The organism is Akkermansia sp. N21169, assembly GCF_029854675.1.
GTDB lineage: Bacteria > Verrucomicrobiota > Verrucomicrobiia > Verrucomicrobiales > Akkermansiaceae > Akkermansia.
Window position 1 is genome coordinate 43,303 of the sequence record NZ_JARWNC010000038.1, and the last position, 24,167, is coordinate 67,469.

31 protein-coding genes are annotated in these 24,167 nt (G+C 50.4%); 30 read left to right on the forward strand and 1 reads right to left on the reverse strand.

The window, feature by feature from the left end; translation table 11 throughout:
- The 8 genes from QET40_RS06710 to QET40_RS06745 all read left to right on the forward strand — a co-directional run bounded on the left by QET40_RS06710 (window position 1) and on the right by QET40_RS06745 (window position 4,917).
- Window positions 1-966: a hypothetical protein gene (locus QET40_RS06710; RefSeq protein WP_280126407.1), complete on the forward strand. Its 966-nt coding sequence runs from the start codon at window positions 1-3 to the stop codon at window positions 964-966.
- A gap of 14 nt (window positions 967-980) precedes the next feature.
- Window positions 981-1,598, forward strand: coding sequence for a lambda exonuclease family protein (locus tag QET40_RS06715; RefSeq protein WP_280126408.1), 618 nt, complete (start codon window positions 981-983; stop codon window positions 1,596-1,598).
- A complete protein-coding gene (locus QET40_RS06720; RefSeq protein WP_280126409.1) occupies window positions 1,595-1,825 on the forward strand; it encodes a hypothetical protein in 231 nt (76 codons plus the stop codon). The genes QET40_RS06715 and QET40_RS06720 overlap by 4 nt, the downstream gene beginning before the upstream one ends.
- Window positions 1,826-1,846: 21 nt before the next feature.
- Entirely contained in the window at window positions 1,847-2,341 is a 495-nt protein-coding gene (locus tag QET40_RS06725; RefSeq protein WP_280126410.1) for a hypothetical protein, read from the forward strand.
- Window positions 2,328-2,756, forward strand: a complete 429-nt coding sequence (locus QET40_RS06730; RefSeq protein ID WP_280126411.1) for a hypothetical protein — start codon at window positions 2,328-2,330, stop codon at window positions 2,754-2,756. The genes QET40_RS06725 and QET40_RS06730 overlap by 14 nt, the downstream gene beginning before the upstream one ends.
- Window positions 2,753-3,172, forward strand: coding sequence for an ASCH domain-containing protein (locus tag QET40_RS06735; protein WP_280126412.1), 420 nt, complete (start codon window positions 2,753-2,755; stop codon window positions 3,170-3,172). Before QET40_RS06730 ends, QET40_RS06735 begins: the two co-directional genes overlap by 4 nt.
- A gap of 210 nt (window positions 3,173-3,382) precedes the next feature.
- Window positions 3,383-4,198: a hypothetical protein gene (locus QET40_RS06740; protein ID WP_280126413.1), complete on the forward strand. Its 816-nt coding sequence runs from the start codon at window positions 3,383-3,385 to the stop codon at window positions 4,196-4,198.
- On the forward strand, window positions 4,195-4,917 hold the full coding sequence (locus QET40_RS06745; RefSeq protein ID WP_280126414.1) for an ATP-binding protein: 723 nt from the start codon (window positions 4,195-4,197) through the stop codon (window positions 4,915-4,917). Before QET40_RS06740 ends, QET40_RS06745 begins: the two co-directional genes overlap by 4 nt.
- Window positions 4,918-4,964: 47 nt before the next feature.
- Here the strand turns inward: QET40_RS06745 and QET40_RS06750 are convergent, their stop codons facing one another.
- A complete protein-coding gene (locus QET40_RS06750; RefSeq protein WP_280126415.1) occupies window positions 4,965-5,087 on the reverse strand; it encodes a hypothetical protein in 123 nt (40 codons plus the stop codon).
- A 485-nt stretch (window positions 5,088-5,572) separates the two neighbouring features.
- Here QET40_RS06750 and QET40_RS06755 point away from each other — a divergent pair, with 485 nt between their 5' ends.
- The 22 genes from QET40_RS06755 to QET40_RS06860 all read left to right on the forward strand — a co-directional run bounded on the left by QET40_RS06755 (window position 5,573) and on the right by QET40_RS06860 (window position 24,164).
- Window positions 5,573-6,070: a hypothetical protein gene (locus QET40_RS06755; RefSeq protein ID WP_280126416.1), complete on the forward strand. Its 498-nt coding sequence runs from the start codon at window positions 5,573-5,575 to the stop codon at window positions 6,068-6,070.
- A 144-nt stretch (window positions 6,071-6,214) separates the two neighbouring features.
- The gene (locus QET40_RS06760) at window positions 6,215-6,487 is read left to right on the forward strand and encodes a helix-turn-helix domain-containing protein (RefSeq protein WP_280126417.1); all 273 of its coding nucleotides are present in this window, start codon (window positions 6,215-6,217) and stop codon (window positions 6,485-6,487) included.
- Window positions 6,468-6,962, forward strand: coding sequence for a terminase small subunit (locus tag QET40_RS06765; protein WP_280126418.1), 495 nt, complete (start codon window positions 6,468-6,470; stop codon window positions 6,960-6,962). Before QET40_RS06760 ends, QET40_RS06765 begins: the two co-directional genes overlap by 20 nt.
- On the forward strand, window positions 6,949-8,556 hold the full coding sequence (locus QET40_RS06770; RefSeq protein ID WP_280126419.1) for a hypothetical protein: 1,608 nt from the start codon (window positions 6,949-6,951) through the stop codon (window positions 8,554-8,556). Before QET40_RS06765 ends, QET40_RS06770 begins: the two co-directional genes overlap by 14 nt.
- A 49-nt stretch (window positions 8,557-8,605) precedes the next feature.
- On the forward strand, window positions 8,606-9,046 hold the full coding sequence (locus tag QET40_RS06775; RefSeq protein WP_280126420.1) for a hypothetical protein: 441 nt from the start codon (window positions 8,606-8,608) through the stop codon (window positions 9,044-9,046).
- A gap of 123 nt (window positions 9,047-9,169) precedes the next feature.
- A complete protein-coding gene (locus QET40_RS06780; protein WP_280126421.1) occupies window positions 9,170-9,418 on the forward strand; it encodes a hypothetical protein in 249 nt (82 codons plus the stop codon).
- Window positions 9,402-9,926: an N-acetylmuramoyl-L-alanine amidase gene (locus QET40_RS06785; RefSeq protein ID WP_280126422.1), complete on the forward strand. Its 525-nt coding sequence runs from the start codon at window positions 9,402-9,404 to the stop codon at window positions 9,924-9,926. The genes QET40_RS06780 and QET40_RS06785 overlap by 17 nt, the downstream gene beginning before the upstream one ends.
- The gene (locus tag QET40_RS06790) at window positions 9,919-10,137 is read left to right on the forward strand and encodes a hypothetical protein (protein WP_280126423.1); all 219 of its coding nucleotides are present in this window, start codon (window positions 9,919-9,921) and stop codon (window positions 10,135-10,137) included. The genes QET40_RS06785 and QET40_RS06790 overlap by 8 nt, the downstream gene beginning before the upstream one ends.
- Entirely contained in the window at window positions 10,134-12,419 is a 2,286-nt protein-coding gene (locus tag QET40_RS06795; protein WP_280126424.1) for a hypothetical protein, read from the forward strand. The genes QET40_RS06790 and QET40_RS06795 overlap by 4 nt, the downstream gene beginning before the upstream one ends.
- A gap of 6 nt (window positions 12,420-12,425) precedes the next feature.
- Window positions 12,426-13,214 (forward strand): hypothetical protein, encoded by a 789-nt coding sequence (locus QET40_RS06800; RefSeq protein WP_280126425.1) that lies wholly within the window; start codon window positions 12,426-12,428, stop codon window positions 13,212-13,214.
- Window positions 13,201-13,860 (forward strand): hypothetical protein, encoded by a 660-nt coding sequence (locus QET40_RS06805; protein ID WP_280126426.1) that lies wholly within the window; start codon window positions 13,201-13,203, stop codon window positions 13,858-13,860. Before QET40_RS06800 ends, QET40_RS06805 begins: the two co-directional genes overlap by 14 nt.
- Window positions 13,857-14,228, forward strand: coding sequence for a hypothetical protein (locus tag QET40_RS06810; RefSeq protein WP_280126427.1), 372 nt, complete (start codon window positions 13,857-13,859; stop codon window positions 14,226-14,228). The genes QET40_RS06805 and QET40_RS06810 overlap by 4 nt, the downstream gene beginning before the upstream one ends.
- 7 nt (window positions 14,229-14,235) lie before the next feature.
- Window positions 14,236-14,451, forward strand: a complete 216-nt coding sequence (locus tag QET40_RS06815) for a hypothetical protein (RefSeq protein ID WP_280126428.1) — start codon at window positions 14,236-14,238, stop codon at window positions 14,449-14,451.
- Entirely contained in the window at window positions 14,451-16,100 is a 1,650-nt protein-coding gene (locus QET40_RS06820; protein ID WP_280126429.1) for a portal protein, read from the forward strand. Before QET40_RS06815 ends, QET40_RS06820 begins: the two co-directional genes overlap by 1 nt.
- Entirely contained in the window at window positions 16,097-16,381 is a 285-nt protein-coding gene (locus QET40_RS06825; protein WP_280126430.1) for a hypothetical protein, read from the forward strand. The genes QET40_RS06820 and QET40_RS06825 overlap by 4 nt, the downstream gene beginning before the upstream one ends.
- The gene (locus tag QET40_RS06830; protein WP_280126431.1) at window positions 16,356-17,225 is read left to right on the forward strand and encodes a hypothetical protein; all 870 of its coding nucleotides are present in this window, start codon (window positions 16,356-16,358) and stop codon (window positions 17,223-17,225) included. Before QET40_RS06825 ends, QET40_RS06830 begins: the two co-directional genes overlap by 26 nt.
- A gap of 69 nt (window positions 17,226-17,294) precedes the next feature.
- Window positions 17,295-18,206: a phage capsid protein gene (locus tag QET40_RS06835; protein ID WP_280126432.1), complete on the forward strand. Its 912-nt coding sequence runs from the start codon at window positions 17,295-17,297 to the stop codon at window positions 18,204-18,206.
- Between the two features lie 28 nt (window positions 18,207-18,234).
- The gene (locus QET40_RS06840; protein WP_280126433.1) at window positions 18,235-18,678 is read left to right on the forward strand and encodes a hypothetical protein; all 444 of its coding nucleotides are present in this window, start codon (window positions 18,235-18,237) and stop codon (window positions 18,676-18,678) included.
- A gap of 78 nt (window positions 18,679-18,756) precedes the next feature.
- Window positions 18,757-19,329 carry a hypothetical protein gene (locus QET40_RS06845; protein ID WP_280126434.1) on the forward strand — a complete coding sequence of 191 codons (573 nt, stop codon included), beginning with the start codon at window positions 18,757-18,759 and terminating at the stop codon, window positions 19,327-19,329.
- Window positions 19,326-21,503, forward strand: a complete 2,178-nt coding sequence (locus QET40_RS06850) for a hypothetical protein (protein ID WP_280126435.1) — start codon at window positions 19,326-19,328, stop codon at window positions 21,501-21,503. The genes QET40_RS06845 and QET40_RS06850 overlap by 4 nt, the downstream gene beginning before the upstream one ends.
- Window positions 21,500-22,069 carry a hypothetical protein gene (locus tag QET40_RS06855; RefSeq protein WP_280126436.1) on the forward strand — a complete coding sequence of 190 codons (570 nt, stop codon included), beginning with the start codon at window positions 21,500-21,502 and terminating at the stop codon, window positions 22,067-22,069. Before QET40_RS06850 ends, QET40_RS06855 begins: the two co-directional genes overlap by 4 nt.
- A 4-nt stretch (window positions 22,070-22,073) precedes the next feature.
- Window positions 22,074-24,164, forward strand: a complete 2,091-nt coding sequence (locus QET40_RS06860) for a hypothetical protein (RefSeq protein ID WP_280126437.1) — start codon at window positions 22,074-22,076, stop codon at window positions 24,162-24,164.
- The last annotated feature ends 3 nt before the right edge of the window (window positions 24,165-24,167 follow it).

A 24,167-nucleotide genomic window follows, 5' to 3' on the forward strand; every position in this document is an offset into this window, starting at 1 on the left:
ATGGAACTTGTTACTCTTAAAATTGAAACGCGCGGCGAGGTGTTGTACTCGAACCTGAAGGAATTCCGTGAGTCTGTTAAAATGGCTTTGTCGTCTATCAATCAGAAGCCAGAGACGGATGAGGATTTCGGGAAGGCTGAACTCGACGTGAAGGCCCTGAAGAATGCGGAGTCTGTTGTGGAGCAGGCAAAAAAGGAAGCTCTTGCTCAGGCGGAGGACCTGCAAAAGCTTTTCGCAGCTCTCGATGAGTCGAAGGGCGAAATCAGCGCGGCTCGTCTGGGGTTGGAGAAGGTGATTGATAAGCGCAAGAAGGAGATCCGGGCGAACCTTGTTGACAAGGCGAAGGATCGTCTTGATTGCGCATCGCATTTACGGAGTCGCTACGATGATTTGATTGAAAGCTCTATTAAGGGAAAGCGGACGATCAGGTCTATCCAAGAGGGGTTGGATGTGGCTGTGGCTTGCGCGAACAAGTCGATTGCTGAGACGAAGAAGGTGATTGATGAGTTTGTGGCGGAGTACGGAGAAGACATGGTGATGGATCGCGAGGAGTTGGAGATCAAGCGGGCTGATGTTGTGGGCGTTGAGCTCAGGCGTCGTCTGGAGGTCAAGCGGGCAGCGGAGGAAAAGAAGCGTCTTGAGGAGGAGGCGAGGATTGCCCGCGAGGCCGAGAAGGCGGCGAGAGAGGAAGCGGCGGCGAGGGATTTACCCCCTGCGTTGCCGACGTTGCCCGAACCACCGCCGAATGTGTCTTTTGTGGGAACTGTTTCCAAAAAGAAAACAGTTCAGGAGACAGAAGAACAAGAGCTTGCGGGGTTCTGTGCCCGTGTGGTTTCTGTGTTCGGCGGATTGCGTGCAGCCCGTGAAGCCTTGAAGCATCCCGGAAATATTGAACTGGTGAATGAGTTTGCTTCATCGGTGAATGAAGCATTTGCCAAGCTGAAGAAGGGAGGAAGCGCTCAATGAAGGTGTGGCCGAATATGGAGCAACGCTCTGAGGAGTGGTTTCGGGCGAGGGCGGGGCGGTTGACGGCGAGTAATTTTGGAAGGTTGCTGACGCCGACGGGGCGGGATTCTTCGCAGTGGGAGAGTCTGGCTATTGAGTTGTGCTGTGCGTGTATCCGTCCGGATGAGGTGCAGTGGGAGGGGAATTTCCATACGGACCGGGGGGAGGCTTTGGAACCGGAGGCTTGCGAGGAGTTTTCGCGGCTGATGGGGCTGGAGGTGGAGGAGGTTGGGTTTGTGACGCAAGATAACAATTTGATTGGTTGTTCTCCGGATCGACTGATTCGGGTGAATGGTGCGTTTGTGTCCGGCCTGGAGGTGAAGGCGCCACTGTCGAAGAACCATGCCCGGTATCTTCTGAAGGGGGAGTTGCCTGATGAGTATAAGGGGCAGGTGCATGGGGCGATGGCGGTGACGGGGTTTCCGTGCTGGTATTTTATGTCGTATTGCCCGGGTTTGGCACCGTTTATCAAGAAGGTGTGCCGGGATGATTATACGGCGAAGCTGGAGGATGCCCTGGAGCGGTTCGTGATTTATTACGCGGATTTCCGGCAGAAGACGATGCCAGTTCTGTTGGGAAGGGGGGAGTCATGAGACTGGTGAATGAAGCCTATAAGAGAGCAATCAATTCGATTTGCGAGAGGATTGCGAGCGACGGATGTTTTGATGTGATGTTCTACCAGAATTATTTGGGGGAACACGTTGTTGAAATCCGTAATGTATTACGCTCCGATGAGGATTTTGTGTCTATTTCGGACAAGTCTCCGCGTGTTGTTTGGGACGAACTTCGCGAGTTCTCGCCAATTGAAGATATTATTTAACTACTAACCATTTATACAATTATGAAAAAGATTAAAAAAGTTTATCTCATACCTACTTTCAAAGATACGATTCTTGCTTTTACGGATTTTACAAAGGCTTGGAATTATGTTTGCGAGCACCCTGATTGCATGATTTGTGACCACAAGGGGAAGCCGATTGCCCGGTTTGCACCGGTGCTTGTTCCGCAAAAGGAATTGCGAGTTTGTGAATCCGAGGCGTTGGATCCGCACACGGAGAAGATGAATTCGGAGATTGATGCTATTTGTGATGCGGTGAGGGATAGTATTGGGATTCGCAAGTATGAGAAGATTCGCCAGGATGCGATGAATTCGAATATCCCATTGGCTATGAGTTTTTCCGTAAAGGTTGAATTTTCGAGGCATACGGTTACGGCAAGTTCTACTGGCCGCATTTCCGTGAAAGGTGAGGGGATGGCGACGATTCCCGATTTTGACCAGCCTGAATTTGATTTCAGCGAAGAAGACGAGGAAGAAGAAGATTATGAAGACTTTTAAGAATCTTCCGTTGTTGACTGTGATCCTGCCCCATCCGGGGCGGGAACTTAGCCCGAATGGTCACAAGCCGATGACGAAAAAGGGCGCCATGATTGCGAACAAGATGGCCGTGACATCGAAGAAGAAGGCGCGTGAACTGGCGAAGCTCAAAGCGATTGAAGCTGGTGCAAAGGAGTTAACGGCGAAACCAAATGCGTACAAGATCTATTGGTATTACATCGGTCAGAAGCGCGATGCCGACAATACGGTTGCTTCGTGCAAGGCGTACATGGATGGAATTTGCCAAGCGATTGGAATGGATGACCGGGATTTGGAAATCGTCGGCGTTGAGCGTGTTTATGACCGGGTAAGACGCGGGCATGTTGTGATCCGATTTTATGAACGTGTGCTGATGGAGAAAGGAGGTGACCAATGATTCATATCCTTCTATCCATCAAGCAGCCTTTTTCCGGGAAAATCTTGTCCGGAGAAAAGACATGGGAACTGCGGAAAAACGTACCGCGTCTCAAAAAAGGCGACTCCGTAACGCTTTGGCTTTACGAGTCCGGAAAAGATGGGGCGAGGGCTATCATCGGCAAGTGCCGGATGGTGTCCTATGTGGCTCTGCGTCATATGCCATTTGGGGATGCCCTGGATTTACTGATGCGTGAAGCATGCGTAACGGCTGTTCGCATCTACTCCTATCTCCCTTGCTACGCCTGGGGAGTTCAGGACCCCGTGAGGCTGCCCGCCGCCGTGCCGCTCTCCGCCATTGGCCTAAGCCGTCCGCCTCAGAGTTGGCAGTACCTTACTGACGAACAGGCGGCTATATTGGAAGGAGGCGAACGATGAAAAAAGGATATAGCGTTTACGTGTGGCGACTTGTCGTAAACAGGGAAAATGGAATCAATGTTGAGCCTAAGCCGATTTTGATCGCTGAAGGACTCAATACAAAGAATACAGCAAAAAAGTTTATCGAGTTCTACAAGTCTTATAAATACAAGCTTCGGGGCGCGAAATACGAAATCCGTGAAGATGGAATATCTTAACATACCAACTGCCTTGTTCTCTTCCGCTGAGTTCATCGGTGCGGAACCCGTTCAACGTGCAACGTGGATTGCCTTGCTGGCGTGGTGCTGCGAACAAGAGAATGGAGGAATAATCCATGAATGCCGGTCATGGGGAATGCGTCGGTGGATGCAGACATGCGGCGTTACACAGGAAGAAATCGGCGAAGGCTGTGAGCTTTATTCCTGGGATGGGAATAATCTGATGGTTTTCGGTTATCCCAAACACATTCAGGCAAATCTTGAAGTTAAACGCACGATTGCTCGGGAAAACGGGAAGCTTGGAGGGCGTCCTCGGAAAACCAACGTTGGAACCGATATCGAAACCAATGTTGAAACCGACGAAAAACCTATGTCGGTTTCTAAAAAAACCGATGTTGGAACCAACGTCGAAACCGAAATAGGAACCAACATAGAAACCGATATTGCAACCTATGGAAAAACCGTAAGGAAGGAAGGAAGGGAAGAAAGGAATAATATAACTACTACTACCACTACCCCCGCACGGAGCGATGTTGATCCATGGCCGTCTAGCGTCGATGAAGTCGAACGCTACATGGCAGCCCAGGTTATGAAGCCCAGCGATGGACAGCTACCAATCTGCGCCCAGAAGTTTTACGACGAAATGGAGGCCGTGGGCTGGAAGAACAAGAAGGGAATCCCCCTTGCGAACTGGATGCCTCTTGCCCGGCAGTATGCAGCCAATTGGATGCGCAATGAGGGGCAGGATATGGCAAATGGGCTCAGGCAGCCCAAGAAACAAGGAAACGTCCGCATGGACACTAACGACTTAGGAATCAAATGGGAATGAATGATCTAAAGAAAATACTCGAAGAACAAAGGTTTGAAGAGCGGATGAAAAAGCTCATGGAGCATGCCATATCAGACGATGAAGCTGCTCGCATTGAGGAGCTGAACCGACGTGTTGAAGCAGAAGAAAATGCGCGATACGAAGCTGAGAACGGCACTCCAGATGTCAGGCGTCTTGTCAGGGCTGGCTTTGGACGACGTGAGGCGGAGGCTGTCTGCCATGGAAACCTGAAGGGCGACGGGTGGCATGCGAAGCTGAAGCGAGTCCTGGAGATCATGGACGGTAAGGGTATTGCCGTGTTGGCTGGCGACTGCGGAACCGGGAAAACGGTGATGGCCGCTGCCATTGGCAAGGTCTGGCAGGAACGAAAGCGAGATGTCCGATATGTTCGGGCAGCTGATTTTTTCTGCGGGTTAAAAGCGACCTGGGCGAAGCAGTCAGAAGTTGGCGAGAAAGACTATCTCGAAGAGTTCCGGGAAGTGTCGTTGCTGATTGTTGATGAGATCCAGGATAGATCGGCTGGAGACTGGGAAAACATGATCCTGAACACGCTGATTGATCATCGGTATGCCGACATGATGCCGGTGCTGATACTGACCAACAAAGTAGGCAATGATGCCGTGGCGACATTGCCGAGGTCTGTGGCGTCCAGAGTCGAGGGCACTGGAAGCTTTGTTTCGCTAGACTGGGGAAGCTACCGAAAAGGAGGTGCAAGGTGAATAAGTACAAAAACAGAGAGGAGAAAAGCAATGACTGAACGGATTAATCATCCAGGTATTATCTTCCCCGACCCTCCGCGGCGCAAGGTGAAGGTGAGTGAATCAATGAGCGAACCGCCAGACTGGGGCATGACGACGAGGGATGCGGCGCGATTGCTTGGGATAAGCATGAGCGGGGTACGCGCGTATCTTGCCAGGCACAAGGTGCGTTGCGTGAGTGTTAAGGGCGTCCTGTATTGGAACAGGCACAAGGTTAATTCTCTCGCCAACTCCAGACCTGATCTTGTCGAGGGGCTGCCGAATGGGTGGGTATCAACCCGTGAGGCGGAGGTGATGCTCGGAGTAATCAGGGCGCGGCTCTACTATCTTGTGACTCACGGTAGGTTGACGGAGCGTAAGTTTCGCGTGAGGGGCAGGCGCGGGATCAGGGAGGTCAGCGGATATTCTATCATAGAGTTAGAACGTTTACATCATGAGAGACAAGCCCGGTTAACGACGTATTCCGAGGCGAAGTAAGTATCTGAGTTGTAAAAGTGTTATGCCTCACCTGGGTTTTCTGGGTGGGGCATTTTTTATGTTGCATGAATGAACATGATGGGGGTATTCTGTGATTATGTTGAATGAGAACACTACACATAAAAACATACAGAGTCTGATGGCTCAGTATTTCAAAAATGCTGGATTCAGAGTAGAGGAATGCTATGAAATTCAGTTTATTGTTGATGACCCTATAAAACCGGATATTGTCGCAGAAAAAGAATTTCCACTTGGAGGTTGGCATTTGCTATTCGGAGATGCAAAAGACCCTGAAAATGAATATATAGGTTGTTCTGATACAGAGGAACGCATAACTAAATATATTTTTACTTTGATTGAAATTGTAAATAATGATGAAAACATCAAAAAGGCTACATTTGTTATTGGATCATCTGGTTCATCTGAAATATATAACAATTGGAAAAAATGGATATCAAGAACAGTAGGATTATCTATATATGGAAAACGAAATATAATTTACAAGGGAATTAAATCAAAAGTTATCGATTCGAAAAACGGTATCTATATAATATGGGCCACTGTTGAAAGAAAAGACCCACCGGAAGAAGGATTTTATGACAAGGTGCTAAAAAGTTTAAATATTAATATGCAATAAAACCAGTGTAGTAATAAATCACGCGTTCATTCTTATTATATGTATATGTGGCATGAATACCGCCGTATATTGGTGAATTGAACTTGAAGGACTCCCGGGTATCATTTTGTTATGATATTCGGGAGTTCTGATTTTTGTGAGTTATTGCGCCGAGCGCGTGCCGGTGGTCTGACGCTTAGCCAGGTGCAGGTGCTGTCTGTGCTGGCGATTGCACCCTCTACGGTGCAGGAGATCGGGGGATTGACGGGGCTAAGCGCCGAAGGTGTGGTTAAGACGGTCAAGAGGCTCAGCGAAATCGGAGATGTGGTTCCGTCTGGTGTGGCGACGACTGCAACGAAGATGGCCCGTGTGTGGAGGCTCAGTGAGCAGGGCGATGGCTTTGTAAGGAGGTTGTCCGATGGCAGGATTGACGGATAAGCAGAGGGAGTTTTGCAGGCTCTTGGTCGAGGACAGATTGTCCAAACCGGACGCATATCGTAAGGCTTTCAAACGCAAGGATTTAAGTAATCCAGCGGCATCTAAGGCGGCAAGCAGGTTGTCCAAGGATGATGAAATTTGTCGCTATATTGATGAATTAAACGCCGAATTGGACAAAAAAGCCATTATGAGTAAACAGGAACGCATGGAATGGCTGTCTCGCGTGGTGCGAACTCCTATGAATGCCGTTGATGGTGAGTCGGATCTGTGTCAGGAGTACACAGAGACACAAGGGGACACATTTTCGTCCACGAAGTACAAAATGCCTTCAAAAATTCAGGCCATACAAGAGCTAAATCGTATGGACGGTGCTTATGAGCCGGAGAAGGTGGAGACAACTGTGAGTGTGGTCGGCTCCGTGCTGGCTGGAATTTTATCGAGTCCTATCATCAAAAAGAACCATGAGCGAGTCTGAGCAACTTAAAGAACTCCTGGAAGACAGGAAATGGAGACTGAACCATCTTTATTGGATCACTGACAAGAACGGGCAGTTGATTCGCTTCCGGATGAAGGATGAACAGGAGAGTTTTTATGACAGCATCTGGTACAGGAATGATATCTTGAAGGCTCGTCAGCTTGGGTTTTCGACCTTGATCGCGTTGCTGATTCTTGATGCTATGATTTATAATTCCAATTTTTCAGCAGGAATTATTGACAGGACAATTCCGGATGCGCAGCAGAAGCTTGGGAAGATTAATCTGGCATACGACATGCTTGACTATCTCCCTATGGATCCAACTGATGAGGATATTGCTTTGGCTCATGTTGGAGCGGAGATAAAAAAGTGGTGCCCGGTTGAATCGAAAAGCAAAACCGAGATGTGCTTCAAAAATGGGTCGTCTGTTAAAGTCGGAATGTCGATGCGTGGAAGAACTCTCCAGCTTCTTCATGTGTCGGAAATGGGCTATGTTTCAATCCATGACCCGATGAGAGCAAGGGAAATTCTGACTGGAGCCATTAATTCTGTGCCTGTTGATGGGATTGTCATTCGCGAATCGACGCACGAAGGGGGAAGATTTGGTCTCAACTACGAGATGACGAAAAAGGCGATGGAAATGTCGGGGCGGGATTTGTCGCAGTTGGATTTCAAGTTTTTCTTTTTCCCGTGGTGGAGAAGTCCTGAATATCAATTGCCTGTCAATGGAGAGGTAAGGATGACGGAGGATCAGAGGAGATATTTTGCGAGCCTGAAGGAGGCTGGGATTGAGTTGTCGATGGAGCAGATTGCCTGGTATGTGTCGATGGAGAGGACACAGGGGTATTCGATGCGTCAGGAGTATCCGAGTACCCCGCAAGAAGCTTTTGATCGTCAAGCCGAAGGCGCGATTTATGGAGCGATTTTCAGCCAATTGAGCGAGCAGGGACGGCTTAATTGCCGGTTTGAGTTTGACAAAATGGCTCCCTTTTACGTGTCGTTTGATATCGGGATGAGTGACTCCATGTCTATCTGGGCTTTTCAGGAGATGAGGACGGAACATCGAGTGCTTGATCACTTTCAGGCAAGTAACGAAGGTTTAGGATTTTATGTCCAGCTTCTGCGTGAGTGGGAGCGCAAGTACGGAATGATCCGACGGGTTTTCCTCCCTCATGATGCTGTTAAGAGAGATTGGGAAAAGACAAGCTTTGAACAACGCCTGCAGGAAGCGGGATTCATAACAAAGGTTGTTCCGCGGACTCCGGATATTTGGCAGGGCATTAGCTCGACAAGAGACTTGTTGAAGGATTGCGTATTTCATGAACGATGTGGTGAACCTGTTGTTGCTAATGGTGTTGAGTATATTTCAGGGCTGAATGCTCTGATGAATTACAGATCTCAGCCTCCGGGAACTAATGGGGTGATGCGGGAAATGCCCTTGCATGATATTTGTTCTCATTCTGCGGATGCGTTCAGGACTTTTGCCGAGGCATTTGCAAATGGCTTTGTGGACTCATACCAATCTGGGATGGTCAACACGAAGCATAAGACGCCGAAGACTGGCCCCGGTGCTTTGCGGCTGAAGTGGAGATAACGGACAAAGGTGTATTTTTTATTCCCAGAAATATGGCCATGATGTGGGCATGACAACGAAATGCGATCATACGGAGGCCATTGCCAAGGAGTTTTACGCCATCCTTGCCGATGAAAATGCTGTTGACAAGCCGTGGAAGCCTTGGAATGAACTTACTGACACCCAACGCAATGCAATCAAAGTGCTTGCTCAAAAGGCACTTCCGATCATCGGCAAGCATGCCCTGGGTGACATTAAAGACTACCTTGGAGACAAAGCCGCTGGCGAATCGGGCTTGAAAAAGATCCTGCTCTGGCTTGCGGCCGCCGCTGTCGGAGGGCTTGCAACACTGGGGCTTTCCGGGTGTGGGCATGATGTACACGTTACACCTGACGCCACTGTTATCACTAAAGATGGTTCCGCCATGGTGATTCGCAAGGGGTTCTTCAGTTTCAGCCAGCCGACGCCAAGCATCATTGATCCCCCCGTGATTGTTCAAAAGGGCAAGTGATTTTCTCGGAATAGTGCAAAAGAGAGAGAAAGCCCCGGCCTGTAGTGTGGTCGGCCAGACTGCACAAAAACGCGTTCAGGCCGGGGCAATCCAACTATAAAAGAATACTTACAAGTTCAATTTATGAAAATAATCACTGAGTTGATGGTTTACATCTGTGTCGCGTTTGCGTCTATGGTGTTTGGTTATTCTACCGCAAAAGACAAATATAACCCAGTAGGATCGATAGATGTCGATGCCAAGGGTTTTGGATATATCGTGTCTGTCCCCAAAGGTAAATCAATAACACTCAGAGCACCAAGCGAGCGCGAAATTACTGTTGTCCCTGATGCTAAACATTTTATCGGAGAAGATCATGAAGATTGCGATTGATATAGGACATGCGAACGGAACGGGATCACGTGGAAACGGGATGGAAGAACATGCTGTGGCAACAAAGATCGGCACCCACTTAGCTGTGATGCTGGAAGAAATGGGGCATAAGACGGATGTCATCGACTTTCCTGAACTCTCGAATTCCGACGACCTGAATAAGACAATCAAAGCCGCCAATGAGGGATGTTATGAGTTGGGTATCAGCATCCATTGCGATTGCTCCGACAATCCGAATGCACATGGTGCCCACGTCTGTTACTACTCGGCATCCGGTCAAAAAGTGGCAAAATCCATCGCCGATAGGCTTTGCAAAATCCTTCCGGGACGCGCAGAGGAGACCGTCAAGCGTGACAATCTCGCCGTCCTGAAGAAAACCAAACCCGTTTGGGTGCTCGTCGAATGCGGGTTCATCAGCAATGCGGATGATGCGGAGATGATGCGCACGGCACCCAACACAATCGCCCAGCAAATCGCGTTGGGCATTCAAGATTATTGTCATGTGTGAACCATTCAAAACATGGGGTTCGGAACTCATTAAACGCTACGGGATCGCCGTGGTGGGATTTATTTTTGCCGCATGGGTCTATTCGGACTTCAAGAATTTGATCGGTGAGTTCTCGGAGTTTCAACGCCGTCAGGTTGAGGTACAAGCCCAACAGACGGAGATTTTACGTACAATGGATCTGAGGATTCAAAAACTCGAAACGATACGATGAAGATTGACGTATGCTATGATTTAGAGGATGTACAGCCATCCAGGCTGCAACTTCAGCGCGGGGAGAAGCTCCAGCTTGAAGTGTGGTTCCATGGCCCGAACTGGGACAAGGTGTATGATCCGGGGCTTGCTATCAAGTTTGGCGCGAAAGAAGCCGGGAAATATTCGAGTAGTGAGCCGATTATGGTGTACTGCGATACTTTCACTCTTGATGAATCCGGCTGTTACAAGGGTGTCCTGCAGCTCAACACAACAAACCTCCTGAACCTGATTGGCGATGAGAAGTCTGTGACGCTGGATGCCCAGTTTGAATTTTCAGGCAAGGATACCGTGTACAAGACCAAGCTGTTGAAGCTGGTTGTCTCCAATGACATCATTAAGGGTGATGAGGGTGTACCTGTGCCTGCGCCGTCATACGTCACCAAGGATGAACTCGGACAGGAGGTCAAGTCTCAGGTGGATGGCATCATGTCGGACAAGATGGACGAAATGGCTGGCATGGCAAACGATGCGGCGGCAAGTGCGGAAGCCGCCGAACAGTCTAAAAACAATGCTGCTACATCGGCCACGAATGCGGCAAACAGTGAATCACTGGCTCAGAAATGGGCGATTAACCCGCGTGATTTACCCGTGACTGGATCAGGTGCGACGGCTAAATATTCATCCTCTCACTGGGCAACCTATGCACAACAGTACGCTCAGACGGCCAGTGATGCGGCGACTTCGGCGGCAAGCAGTAGAGCGGATTGTGAGTTGTTCAAGAATTTTGCCTATCAGCAGGCGCAGGCATCTGCTGATAGTGCGGTTGTGAGTGCTGCTCAGGCTGAGATTGCGGCTGATTTGGTGGCTGGCGTGGCCGGGGTTGGTGATCAGGTGGAGGCGGCACAAAATGCGGCGGCGACTGCGGCCTCTAAAGCAACGGAGGCGGCCAATAGCGCGACGGCTGCAGATAACAGTGCGACGGCGGCGGACAGTTCCAAAAAAGCGGCGGCAACGTCAGCATCAAACGCTAAAACGTCGGAAACAAATGCGGCTAACAGTGCGAAGGCGGCGGCGGACAGCAAGACGGCTTGTGAGGGTATTCTGGCTCAAATGCAGGGGCTTTTGAAGAATGTCCCCTTGCTGGATGGAGACAATATCTTCACCGGCATTAACCAGTTCCCAGGTATCAATATCAAAAACAGCGACAATAGTTCTGTTTACGGGTTGGGCTTTTTAGGTACAACAGGATCATTCGGCTTGATCTTGGCTCCTTATCAGGACTTCCAGAATTTAGGACAGTCCCCGTTGTATTATGGGGCTAATGGGAGATGGAACATTTATGGAGGCGGCGGAATCAATCTAGGAGGCAATCTCACCGTGACTCATCAGGCGACATTCAATAATGGCATCATCAATAATTCCGGCATTTACTACACACCAACAGGAACGCCTGTGCAAATAGGCGCAGTGACAACAGCCGCAGATGGGGTTTACCATGGCTGGTTAGTGATGAATAACGGGGAAGTTAATGGAGCTCAATTGTCAGCAAAAGCTATGACTACTACAGGAGTATCACCTGATCCAGTCTTGGCGTTTACCGATAGGACTGCGGTCCTGTACGCAGGAGGATTGGACATGAGGTCTCATAAAATTCTCAATGTCGCTTCAGGCACAGCTCCCACGGATGCGGCCACGGTTGCCCAGGCCGGAAGCGGTGGTTCGGTGCCGGAAAATGTGATCACGACGGATAATATTGCCGAACATGCTGTAACGAGCATCGACGAGCATCATGGAGATTTGCTATTGAGCGGAGCTTTCAATTGGGAGGAAGACCCCGGACTACCCGGATTATGGTACGGTCAACTTGAGTTACCGAGTGAAATTATTACAACTGGCAACATTGCGAATTATGCTGTAACTGAGTTGGGCGGGAGACGTGGTACACTCGGAATTGGCACGAATTTGAGTTTTTCGGGTAATACGCTGAATGCCTCTGGCGGTGGAGGAAGCGGAAGCGTTGATCTTTCGAACTACAGAGGGAATGTGAGTATTGCCGACCACAGCGGATATAATATTTTGAAATATGATTCTGATTCGGACACGATCACGATTGGTTTTTCGAGCAGGAAAGTACATGTGGAGTCTTTTGATTTTGAGGTACAGACTCAGGATCATGTGTCTCTGAGTATGGGATCGGGAGTGTTTGAAATTGATAACAATTCAGAGATCAGGATGGTTGCGAATGGTCTTTTTTATAATGATACTCCAATCAATCCGTATGCAACGCCTCTTGATATCTAATTTTTTATGATGATGAAGCCACGTTTTTTTGTTTTTTGTTACCGGGGGGACGCGAAGTTGCTTCCCGGGCGTATTGAGAACATCCGCTGGGTGTTCCCGGGTGCTCCGATTCATTTGATTGACGACAAGGAGAACCCCATATCTCCGAAATGCGCCAGGGAGTTGCAGGAAATGGGGGTATTGTATGAGCAGTCGGATTTTCCGCGTTACGGAAATTTGAATGGTCCGGGGTGCATCATTGGGATGCTGGATGTATATGCGAAGCACCTGAAAACGGATGAAGTCCTCATCAAGACGGATGCGGACAGTTTGTTCATTGACCGTGATTTTCTCCAGAAGGCAGTTGGCGCGGGGTTTGGATTTATGGCCGCACAGGTTGCGGATTACCTTTTCGGAGGGTATTTTTATTTGATCCGCGCTGATGTCCTGTCATTTGTTCGAAGGTGGCTTCCGTCTCCGTCTGCGATTTTGCAGGGGGCGCATGAGGATGTCACTATTGGCTCCCTTGCCTATACGTGTTCGCTCATGCTGAATTACCACTGCCAAATTTTATATGATGGCCGTCTCGGTGGGAGAACGGGAGGGTTTGCCTACAAGCATGAGGGTGATGAACGCGTAAAGTATATTGATCGCCTGTTCAAAAAAGATGGGAAAATCTGGATGATGACATTGGGGAATCCCGGCATTGGCAAGGATCAGGTGCTTGAAGTGCAACGGTTGATGCTGGAGCGAGCCAGGCGGGAAGAAGAATCACAAGGAAACAATAAAAAGGAGGAAGACAATGGCAACGTTTGATCAAGCGGCAGCGGATGCCGCAGCGGCGGCGGCCGCATCAGCCAAGACGGCAGCGGAAGCGGCGGCATTGATTCTGAGCAAGTACGGCGATTTTCAATCATCGGCGAATGAACTTGTTTCTCAGACGGCGCAGACTCTTCGGGGCGAAATGACAACATCGGAGGCGAATCTTCGTAGTGAGTTCCAGGCGGCGGATTCGGAGTTACAGACCGCCCTTAATGCGACGAATACGAATGTGGCGGACAACTGCGTGAAGTGGACTGACAAGGCGACGAAGACGAAGGCGGGCATTGTGCAGATTGGCGACAATTTGACTGTTGATACCACGGGCAAGATATCGGTGCCAGTTGCGACAAATTCCACATTGGGCGTGTCTCGTCCGGGTAATGGCATGTCTGTGTCCAATGGTGCGTTGACTTATTGGCTTAACGGTCACCAGGAAGATTTCACCCTGAAATCCACAAACGGGAAATCCCTGCTTGTCCTGAATGCCGATTATGCGGCGGTTTCTTCTGGGGATCAGGGGTCCGGATCCGGAATCACCCTTAATGGAAACAATGCAGGTGGCATAATTGCGCTGTCGAGTCCGAAGATTGGGGCTGGAGCCTTGCGTGCTGTTGCTGGCGGAGCAGTCTATGCGCCATGATGAACGCGATTGAGGAGACACTGGCGTATTACTCGGATTCGGGGCGGCATCCTGATGTTGACAGGTATTTGCATGAGCGTTCCGGGGTATGCGTCTGGTCTCCTGAGATGGTTTTGATGGCGCGCCCGGTTGATTCGGGTGCGCCTCTTCGTTATGTGACGGATCCGGCACACGGGTTCCCAGTGGACAAGTGCGATGCCTGGCACATTCATTATGCGGCTGGCGATTTGTCGGGAGTGTCGGATGTTTTGATGCTGTCCAGGATGTTCCGATGGGTGACTTTCCAGCGGTGTTTTAGGGGTGATGGCAGGTTGCACAAGGTGGACGGACAAAGGTGTATTTTTTATTTTTGCGGTCGGCGCTCATGATTCGCTCATGAGTTTCAAGCAATCCGCACCACCTCCCGCCCCTACTCCAACGCCGATTACGGATGCCGGTGATTCCAAGTTGGATGCAAAAGATAATCTTCAGGACAAACTCAAGAAGAAGCGCGGTCTGGCATCCACAATCAAGAAGCCGGCAGCAAGTTATCTTTCTGGCGGCGGCACGACTGACGGCAATGGCAATCAACTTCGTAAGACTCTTGGGTAATGGACGATCCGCGTGCAAAGGAAGTCATCAAGTCGATGGAGGGTCTGGAGGATCTCCGCCGTCCGTGGGAGGGTATCTGGGACAAGTTGCGACGGCGCATCATGCCCAGACGCGGGACGGATGAGACGCAATCACAGATTCCTGATGATGATATTTATGAGTTCTCTTCGGTGGCCTGCGAGTCCCTTAACACTCTAGCCGCTGGTCATCTGACGCATATCACGCCGTTTAACCAGGTATGGTTCAAGTATAATGGCTTGGTTAAGTCTGACGCGTCTGACAAGTGGTACACTCTATGTTCTGAGCATACCTGGTCTGTGCTGGGTAGGAGTAATTTCTATTCCGAGGCACACGAGATGTATATTGACAGGTGCCTCTATGGCATTGGCTGTTTGTATATGGGAGGTGAGACGGCCAGGACGATCTCTTTCAAATACATTCCATGCAAGACCTATGCGGTGGCGGAGAATTCGTCCGGGACTATTGATACTCTGGGACGCCGGTTCAGGTTTAGCGCGAAGCAAGCTGCCGATGAATGGGGTGAAGACAATCTTGGGAAGAAAGTCCGTGAAGCTCTGAATGACGAGAAGAAGAAGTATGATGTCTGCTTTGAGTTCATTCATCTTGTACGACCTAGAAAGAAGTGGATGCCGGGCAAGGTGGCTGGCAAGGATCGGAAGTTTGAGAGTATCTATGTGTCGGTGGAGGATGCTATTGTTATTGAGGAGTCGGGGTACTATGAATTTCCCTTCCTGGTGACGCGCTTCCTGAAGTGGGGATCCGGTCCGTATGGGTTGCCTCCCGGTTTGTTCGCGTTCCCGGATATCCGTCGAGAGTTGTTTCTTGACGACACCTTGGATACTCTCGGTGAATTGTCCGCTAATCCGCGTTTTGCTATCCTGGCTCAGCAGTCGGGTGAAGTTGATATGCGGGCGGGCGGCATGACTGTTATTTCCGAAGAAGCGGCAAGGCTCAATATGCCGCGCGAACTGGGAACGCAAGCGCGGTATGATATCGGAACTGATCGCCTGGAGAAGACGGAGGAGAAGATCCGAAAGGCTTTTTATGCGGATGTGTTCCGCATCGTGTCGAATGTCGATCGAGAGATGACGGCAACGGAAGTTGTGGCTCGACAAAGCGAGATGGTGCTTTCTTTTGCTCCGGCGTTTACGCTGATGGTGTCCGATTTTCGCCCGTGGCATGAACGCTTGTTCGCCATTCTAATGCGTGCGGGTGAATTTGATCAATTTGGTGCCCCGCCCAAAGATGCTATTGAGGTGTTGCCCGGCGATGAGCGGAGAGTACTTGATCCGGTTGTGACCTACAGCGGCAAGATGGCTCTGGCTTTGGATCTCCTTCAGGGCGACGGGATTGACAAGGCGATGCAGTTTGTGGGCGGGTTGGCTCAATTTGATCCGGGAGTACTGATGAATATCGACCTGGACAAGTTGACGAGAATGAAGTGGCGAATGAATCACGCGCCGGAGGATCTTTTGAATGATGAAGAAGAGGTACAGGCAGCGAAACAGCAGCAAGCACAGGCTGCCGCTGCGCAACAAGAGATGGAAACTGCGGGTGCTGGGGCGAAGGCGGCCAGAGATGGCGTTGATGCGGCAGCACGTGCAAAGGAAGCTGGAATTGACTTATGAACATCAAAGACAAACTAGGAAAGCTGGAAAGATATTTTGTCCAGAAGAAGCGTGTCTATCGGCGCGTTTTTGGCTCTAGTGATGGTCGGTATGTCCTGAAGGATCTGGCGAAGAAGTTTGAGGTTAACTTGCCTGCTTTTCAAGGAAGCCGGGGAGCATTTGATCCTCTGGATGCCATGCGCAGGGACGCGTACAAGGAAGTTTTTGCCTACATCGAACTGTTGGCGAATAACACAAACAAAGAAATAGAAGAAGATGATACGACGCTTATTGATGGGTAATATGTTCTGCCGTGAAGAAGCTCCTACTGGCGGCGGTGAAGGTGGCGGCTCTGCTGCTCCTCCTCCGGCTGGTGGCACGCCTCCGGCAACTCCTCCGGCTGGTGGTGATGGGGCTACTGAGGTTCCCAAGCTGTTCAGTGGTGGCAATGATGCTCCTCCTGCTGGTGGTGAGCCGCCTGCTGATACTGGTTCTTCGGATACCCCTCCGGCTGAGGGTAAATCCTTGGCTGATTATCTGAGTGATCCTCAGAAGCTGTCCGAATTCCGCAAGCAAATGGGAATCCCGGATGCCCCGGAGGCGTACAAGTTCGACGCGCCGGAAGGTTTGGATGATTCCATGAAGGCTTTGCTGGCGAAGGCTGGCGTGGATTACGGCATTGCGCCGGGTGCCATGGCTGGTCTGGTGAAGGATTTCACGGCCGCCCAGGCTATGGCTGATGCGGCTGCCGAGCAGTCTTATCAGCAGGATGTGGGCAAGCAGTTCAAGGATCTTCAGTCCGAGTGGGGACAGGATTTCAAGGCTCATTGCGACAGTGCTGCCGTGGCGGCCAAGAAGCTTTGCCAGATGGCGGGCGTGGATCCTTCCGTTCTTTCCCAGCGCGGGATTGATGACAATGCCGCTCTGGTGAAGGTGTTCTACAAGGTTTCGGAATTGCTCGGAGAAGGTGCCATGAAGGGTCTTGGCAATGAACAGTTCCGAAGCGGCATGGAGGAAGCAAGACGGATTGAATCCGATCCGACACATCCGCTTCATGAAGCCTATATGAATTACAGTCATCCAAACCATGCTTACGCCAATAGCCAGTATGATCGTTTGATGGGTATTCAGGGCTTCACGCAATAACGGACAAAGGTGTTGTTTTTATTTTAACCGGATTCCGCAAAATACAGACACAGCGAAAGGTAAAATATTATGTTACAAATTCCAGACCATTATCAGGTAAAATATACCGGCAAGTGGGGAGGTCTTCTTCAGCAGCAGACTTCCAGACTTGAAAAATACACGACTGTCGAGCGTGGGCTTGACGGCAAGGTTGTTTTCTTCGATCAGTTCGGGCTTCTCGACTTCGATGAAAAAACTGAACGCATGGGCAAGACTGTCCTCGACGAGGCTCCCACCATGCGCCGTTCCATGCGTCCGCGCGTCTTCACCAAGGCCATTGGCTATGATGAATTCGACGGTAATCAACTCGGCTCCCTGGACGTTCCTGTTTCCAAGACGATCGAGGGGCTTCGTTCTGCTGCCGGACGCCGCATGGACGACGTGATGATTGCTTCCTTCCTCGGCACCAACTATGTCGGAGAAGAAGGGGTTACTCCTGTTGAAATCCCGGAGTCTCAAACTGTTCCAGGCAACTATGTTGAAACCGGAACTGCCAAGGATTCCAATCTCACTGTTGCCAAGCTTCGTGCCATTGTGCAGAAGTTCCAGGAGAATGAAGCCTGGGGACAGGATTCGGAGAACTACGGCGACAAGCTTGTGATGGCTGTGACGAGTTCACAGATCATGAGTCTGTTGCGCGAAACCGAAGTCAGCAGCTATGACTATAATAGCGTCAAGGCTCTTGTGGATGGCAAGGTTAGTAGCTTCATGGGTATTGAGTTCCTCCGTACACAGCGTCTTCCGCTTGTGAACGGAGTACGCACCTGCCTTGCGTGGGTGAAGAGTAAGGCTCAATTCGGCTTCTGGAGTGATTTCAAGGTCAAGCTTTCCATCCGTGACGACATGGACGAAGCTCTTCAGATTCGCGCGAAGTTTGCTTGCGGGGCTACTCGCTTGCAAGAAGAAGGCTTTGTGAAGGTTCTTTGCAAGGAAGGCGCATAACTCAAACGAATAGAAAGGAATTAATAAAATGGCTGAACATTTTTCAAAGGTCGCGAAGTTGCAGAACCAGAGCATGACCTGTACGGGGCCGCTGACGGCGAACAGTACGGATGTGTCTCCTGTGGTCTGCATGGCTACGGCTGTTGTCGAGATGAAGGGCACGGAAGCCGTGAATGATACGATCAAGCTGGTCTATCTGCCCGGTAATGCTGTTGTCCTGCCGCATCTCTGCCGCGTGCAGGGTGCCGCTCTGGGTGCCGCCCTGAGTGTCAAAATCGGCGACGGTGTTGACGATGACGCCTACTCGACGGCGTTGGATATCAAGGCTGCTCACGACGTGGCGTTTACCGGGGGTGTTAAGGCTCCTGTGAAGCATGACGGCGGGTACTGGGTGACGGCTACGGTGACGGCTGCTACGACGCCTACGGCTGGCGCGGTCACGAATGTGCTGATTGCCTACTCGGTTCGATAATTCTCTGTTGGTATTATTGTTGTATGTTCCTGGGGGCGGGGTTGAGAGGCTCCGTCCCCAGTTTTCTTTTACAGGCTTATGAAAAAGGAAGACGTGTATAATTTGGCCCTGGGTCGCGTGGGTGCAGCAAGGTATGCGGAGGGATCGCCGCAGGGGTCGCATTGCGTGCGGGAATATGCCGGCGCACTGAATGAATTGCTCTGTGCCGGGCGGTGGAGTTTCGCAACCCGTGTGGAGATGCTTTGCGGGTGTCCGCGGGAGACTGGCACGCATTACGCTTTGCCGGATGATTGTATTCGTCTTTTGGAGTGTCGTGAGCCGCATTGGGAGCTTCTGGGGCGTGAGTTGGTCGTAGAGGGAGACGGGCCGGAGCGGTTGAGGATTACGTATTTGACGCGTGATTTGGATGAGCTGCCGGATCATGCGCCTTTGTTTATCGATGCTCTTGTGTGTCTGCTGGCTGCCAAGATTGCGCCGGGTGTGACGGGTGACTTCAACCTCACTCAGGCTCTCAGGCAGGAGTATCATTCTGTTGCTCTTCCGGCTGCCCTTCATGCTGAGATGGTGCAATCGTGGAGTAACGACCAACACCCCGAAAGAGGGATCCGGAACAGGTCTTTGAGGAATAGGAGGGGGAACTGGTCGATATGATTCGCAATGCTTTTTACGGGGAGATTTCCCCTTCGGCTGTTCTTCGTGCAGACTTTGACAAGTTCCATCAGGCGTGTTCATCTCTCGTCAATTTCGATATTGATCAGATGGGAGGTCTTCAGCGTCGCCGCGGCCTGAAGCACATGGCCGATGCGAAGTCCGGCAGCAGGATTATTCCGTTTGTGTACAATTCGGGCGATACGGCAATCATTGAATTGTCTAACACTCATGTACGGGTGTTCAAGAATGGCTCATTAGCCAACACGACGGCTACCAGTCTGTTCAGCGGTTGGAGTCAGGCCGCCTTGCGCCGGATCCGGTATCAGCAGATCAATGACGTAGTGTACCTGGTGAGTCCCGACATGCCGCCTTATATGCTGACGCGGTATGCGGATAGCAACTGGCAGCTTGAGAAAATTGCTTGGGATAATATCCCGGAGGAAACGTCTCTCTATCAAGACGACCTCATGAAGGCTATCAATGGGGAATTGTCGTGGTCTGGCGTGGATGACGTCCTGGTTGGCGACATTGTCCGAGTTACACGCAGGCTTCCGGGGACGTCTCTGATTCATCCCAAGCCTTATGACCAGTCCAGCTCAACTCCTCTTAACCAGATTGTTTTGAGAGGCATGTCTGTCCAGTACAGCAGCGGATCGACAATCAATTATTATACATGCATCCAGGACTGGGATCCGAGTTATAAGGGAGAGTCTAATGATCCGGGATCGTATGGTAATTATTTCCGCTGGGGGGCGTTTGTCACCGGAAAACAGCCTTTGCCTTGCAAAACCGCATGGTCTGTAACAACGGCGGGCGAGTGGAAAGCAGGCTGGTATATCGTCCGGCAAAAAGAGGGTGCCGGGGTTCTCAATGGGTATTTCGATTGGGATTGGGAAACGATGAAATACATGGAATCCTCAGATGGAAATATGCGTAATTATTCGCTTTCCGGCCTGGAGGATGATCTATGCTTGATTGGCCTTGTGATTTGCTGGTCGAGCGGGAACAATGTGGGAAATCCACAACTTGACGTGGACGGCTTCGACTTAAAGCAATACTGCAAAATCACTTCAAAGAGGCCTGGATTTGCCGGGTTCGTCGTCTCTAATTACATCGGGCTTTCCGGCTCGTGGGAAACTCATGACTGGTCTTTGGAGGCATTCGGCCACAAGAACGGTTACCCCCGCGCCATTGGCTTCCACCAGGACCGCATCTGGTTTGGCGGTACGGCCAAGCAGCCGCAGACTGTTTGGGCGAGCGCGGTTGGTGACTACTACAATTTTGACGCTGACGAGGATGGGGCTGATGCCTCTCTTCGCTTCACGATGGCCGCCAGTGGCCAGAACATGATTTGCTGGATTTCTCCTCAGCGAGGGCTTGCTGTTGGGACGACTGACGCGGAATGGACGTTGACGGGTGACAAGGGGATTATTGATGCCGAGGGGTCTTTCTTTTCGGTTCAAAGCCATGTTGGTTCTGCGGCTGATGTTGATGCTGCAGGTATTGAAAACGGCCTTGTGTATGTGCAGAGGGACAAGCGGCACGTCAGGCAGTATGCGTATAGTTTAGAGGCTGACGGCTACATGGCCGAGGATCTTACTTTGCTGGCGGATCATATCCTGCAGGCGGGTGTTGTTGAGGTGGCGTACCAGCGCAGCCCTTACCCTGTCCTGTGGTGTTTGCTGGCTGATGGGACGTGTGCTTGTTTGACGTATAACATGCTTCAGCAGGTCAAGGCATGGGGGAGAGTCGATACAGACGGCTCCATCAAGAGCATTGCTATCCTGCCGCGGGCGGATGGTTTGGCCGATGAGGTCTGGATGCTCGTCGAGCGTAGCGGTTCATGGAGGCTGGAGGCGATCAAGCCGGACAATCCTTTTGTGGATGGTGTCTCTGACTATACGTCTGAAATGATCACGAATGATCTCGAATTCGTACAGTCCATGGGCGCCAAGAAGCAGGATAGCAAGCTGATGGCTTATGTGAAGAGGGATGGCGACAATGTGGTGACGGTCAGTAATGACGGCGTGGATTGGTACGCTCCTGGTATCGACGCTTCGGAGATGGACGGCTGGACTGCGTACTGGGGTATGCCGAAGTGGGATTACTCGCACCGGGCGGGCATCCGCGTTTCGGGTAATGGCAAATTTGAACTATACGGAATCAAACTATGAGCTTCAGTAAAGAAAACTTCGGGTTAGGAGGTATTACCGACAAGGGAACCCTGAATGCGATTGGGAACACGGCTGGCGTTCTGTCGGTCGGATCGTCAGCACTAGAGGGGATTATGGGCTATCAGTCTGCCATGGGTCAGGCACGAGTGCTTGATCAGAATGCGGCCAGTCTGGATCAGTCGGCACGGCAGACGCTGATTGATAGCGGCATCAATGGTCGTCGTGGACGACTTAACCAGGCGGAGGCTGTTAGTCAGGCTAATGCGGCTCTTGGCGCACGCGGGATGACTGCGGATGGATCAGGCGGCAAGCAGAGTCTCTCTATCGCTCAGCAGGCGGAGGTGGCCATCAATGATGCGGCGGGTAAGGCTGTACAAGAGGCTCAGGTGATCAATTACCAAGCCAATCTTAAACGATGGGAGGCGAAGCAGACGAGGAAGGCTGCCAAGTGGGGTGTACTTGGGTCTGCCGTGAAGACGGCGGCTCAGGTTGGCGGAACTCTTGTGGCTGGTCCCATTGGAGGACAGATTGCCGGTACTGCGGCGCAACAATTCACACAAAGATAAAACAATGGCATATATACCATATTACAAACCAGCGGACGGGCGACTTGGCAACCAGGCTAACCCAGGATACGGAGGCATGGCCGCGGGAGCGGCGGCGAATTCTCTTCGTACCGCATCGCAGGCTATGGCTTTCATTCAGGAGAAAGCGGGCAACCAAATTGAGAAGATCAACAAGATTGAAGACGATGGAGCTGCGTCTGGATACAAGATCAAGGTCAATGACATTAACGCCCAGCTCCAGGCTAAGATTGCGGCAGATCCTTTCGCGTTCGATAAACATCTGAAGTGGGCTGACGATGCGGCCGCCAAGATCAGGGAGCTGAAACCGACGTTCAACAACCCGGAACTTGCTGCGCGGTATGGAGGCAACCAGCAGGAAGAGGACGCGCAGGTGTTGCTTATCAATACGGCGAAGGGGGTGCAGGTGGGCAGAATTCAGGTTGCAGGGAGAAATGCCAGGGCATTGACAGATATGTACATCAAGCAGGGAAATTATGATGCTGCTGTTGAATCTACGAAGTCAAATCCAACTCTAACGGAAGATGAATCTCAGGCTCAAAGTTGGGAAATATATGGAATGAAAGAATTTAATGATATGAGAAATCTCATTAATATATCCCCTCAAGAAGCCGCAAAACGACTAAATGATCCTAGTGATCTGACTTATTTGACATTACAGCAAAGGAATGCTCTAGAATCCAGCCTTGCGCAATACAGAAAAGCAAATGAAGAGAAGATCTATAAGGACAACAAGAGTGGTAAATTGACTCCTGAGATGGTCAGAGATGGCGTTAATAATGGATTTATCAGGATTGGAGATGCAAATATTCTCATGCTCCAGGCATCCGGAAGAATGGACTTCGCCTATCCTATCATGCAAAGAAAAGCCCGCTATGAAGCCAATGCCGCCCCAGATCCAATTCTCCCAAATGGAAAGCCAAACCCGGAATTTGAAGATTGGGCGGGGCAGTTTACAACTAGATGGAAGGGTCTGAATTTGAGTGAAAAGGATATTGGAAATATTATTAATGGAATGAAGGATGTGGATCCTGAACATCCTGATATTGACGTTACCGGGCTTCTTCGGATAGCGAGAGAATCAGGAAATCTCAACAAGAACTATTCTCCATATAAGGATAATGGCGGAACTCTTTTAATGAGATACAAGGATGGGGAAAAAGTACCTCTGATGGATGAAAAAGGAGAGAAACGGAAGGATGCTGCAGGGAATCCTGTTCTTTCCAACAGATATATGCTTTCTGAACAAGAGGCATACGAAAATGAACAATGGGTTGATGTAAAATTCAGGGAATGGCGGCAAACAACCGAAGGAAGAATGGCTTCTCCTGCCATGCAGGATAAGAAGATCCGGGAATTGATTGGTGCCAGAACAGGAAAATATTTTTCTCATGTTACCGTGCAAAATTTCGGGAACCGGGATGAGCAGCAAAAGAGTCTTGCTTATATGCGATGGGGGCGCGAACGGAGCCGGCAGTATGCAAAATCGTCTATTGACTTGGAGAATGACGCTATGATGGAAGCGGCAAAATCTTATGCCGCACGTACTGCGTCTATTGATATGAAATACACGAAAATTAACGAGAATGTTCAATCGAAGGGAGTTCTTGTTTCTCCTGATATTGCAATGAGCCTGCCGGAGTCCGTTAGAAGAGATGTCGCATCTGGCAAAGTGAAATTGGAAGATGCTGTATCAGGAGCGGAAATTACAATGACTACATCAGATGGGTACAGGATTAAAACCCGTATTGTTGGCGTGGATAAAAGTCTTGTGAATGGACAGATTTCCTTTGGAACACTTGAAGCCAATGAGAGATGCTATACTAATGGCTCCAAGCCTTCTTTGAATGGAGCCGTCATTACAATACCGAAGGATAGGAGCATGCCGCCCGGATACAAGAAGGTTGGGATCATTAATAGCGAGGATGATCGCTTAAAGGGCGCAGACGCCGGGCTTGTGCCTATTGATCAAACTGGAATGCCGTATGGAGGAACCATGGATCCTGATGATCCTTCTCTACTTCCACCGCTAGAGGAAGAAGTAGAGCTTGCACAACAAATGTCCGATTTTCGATAATGC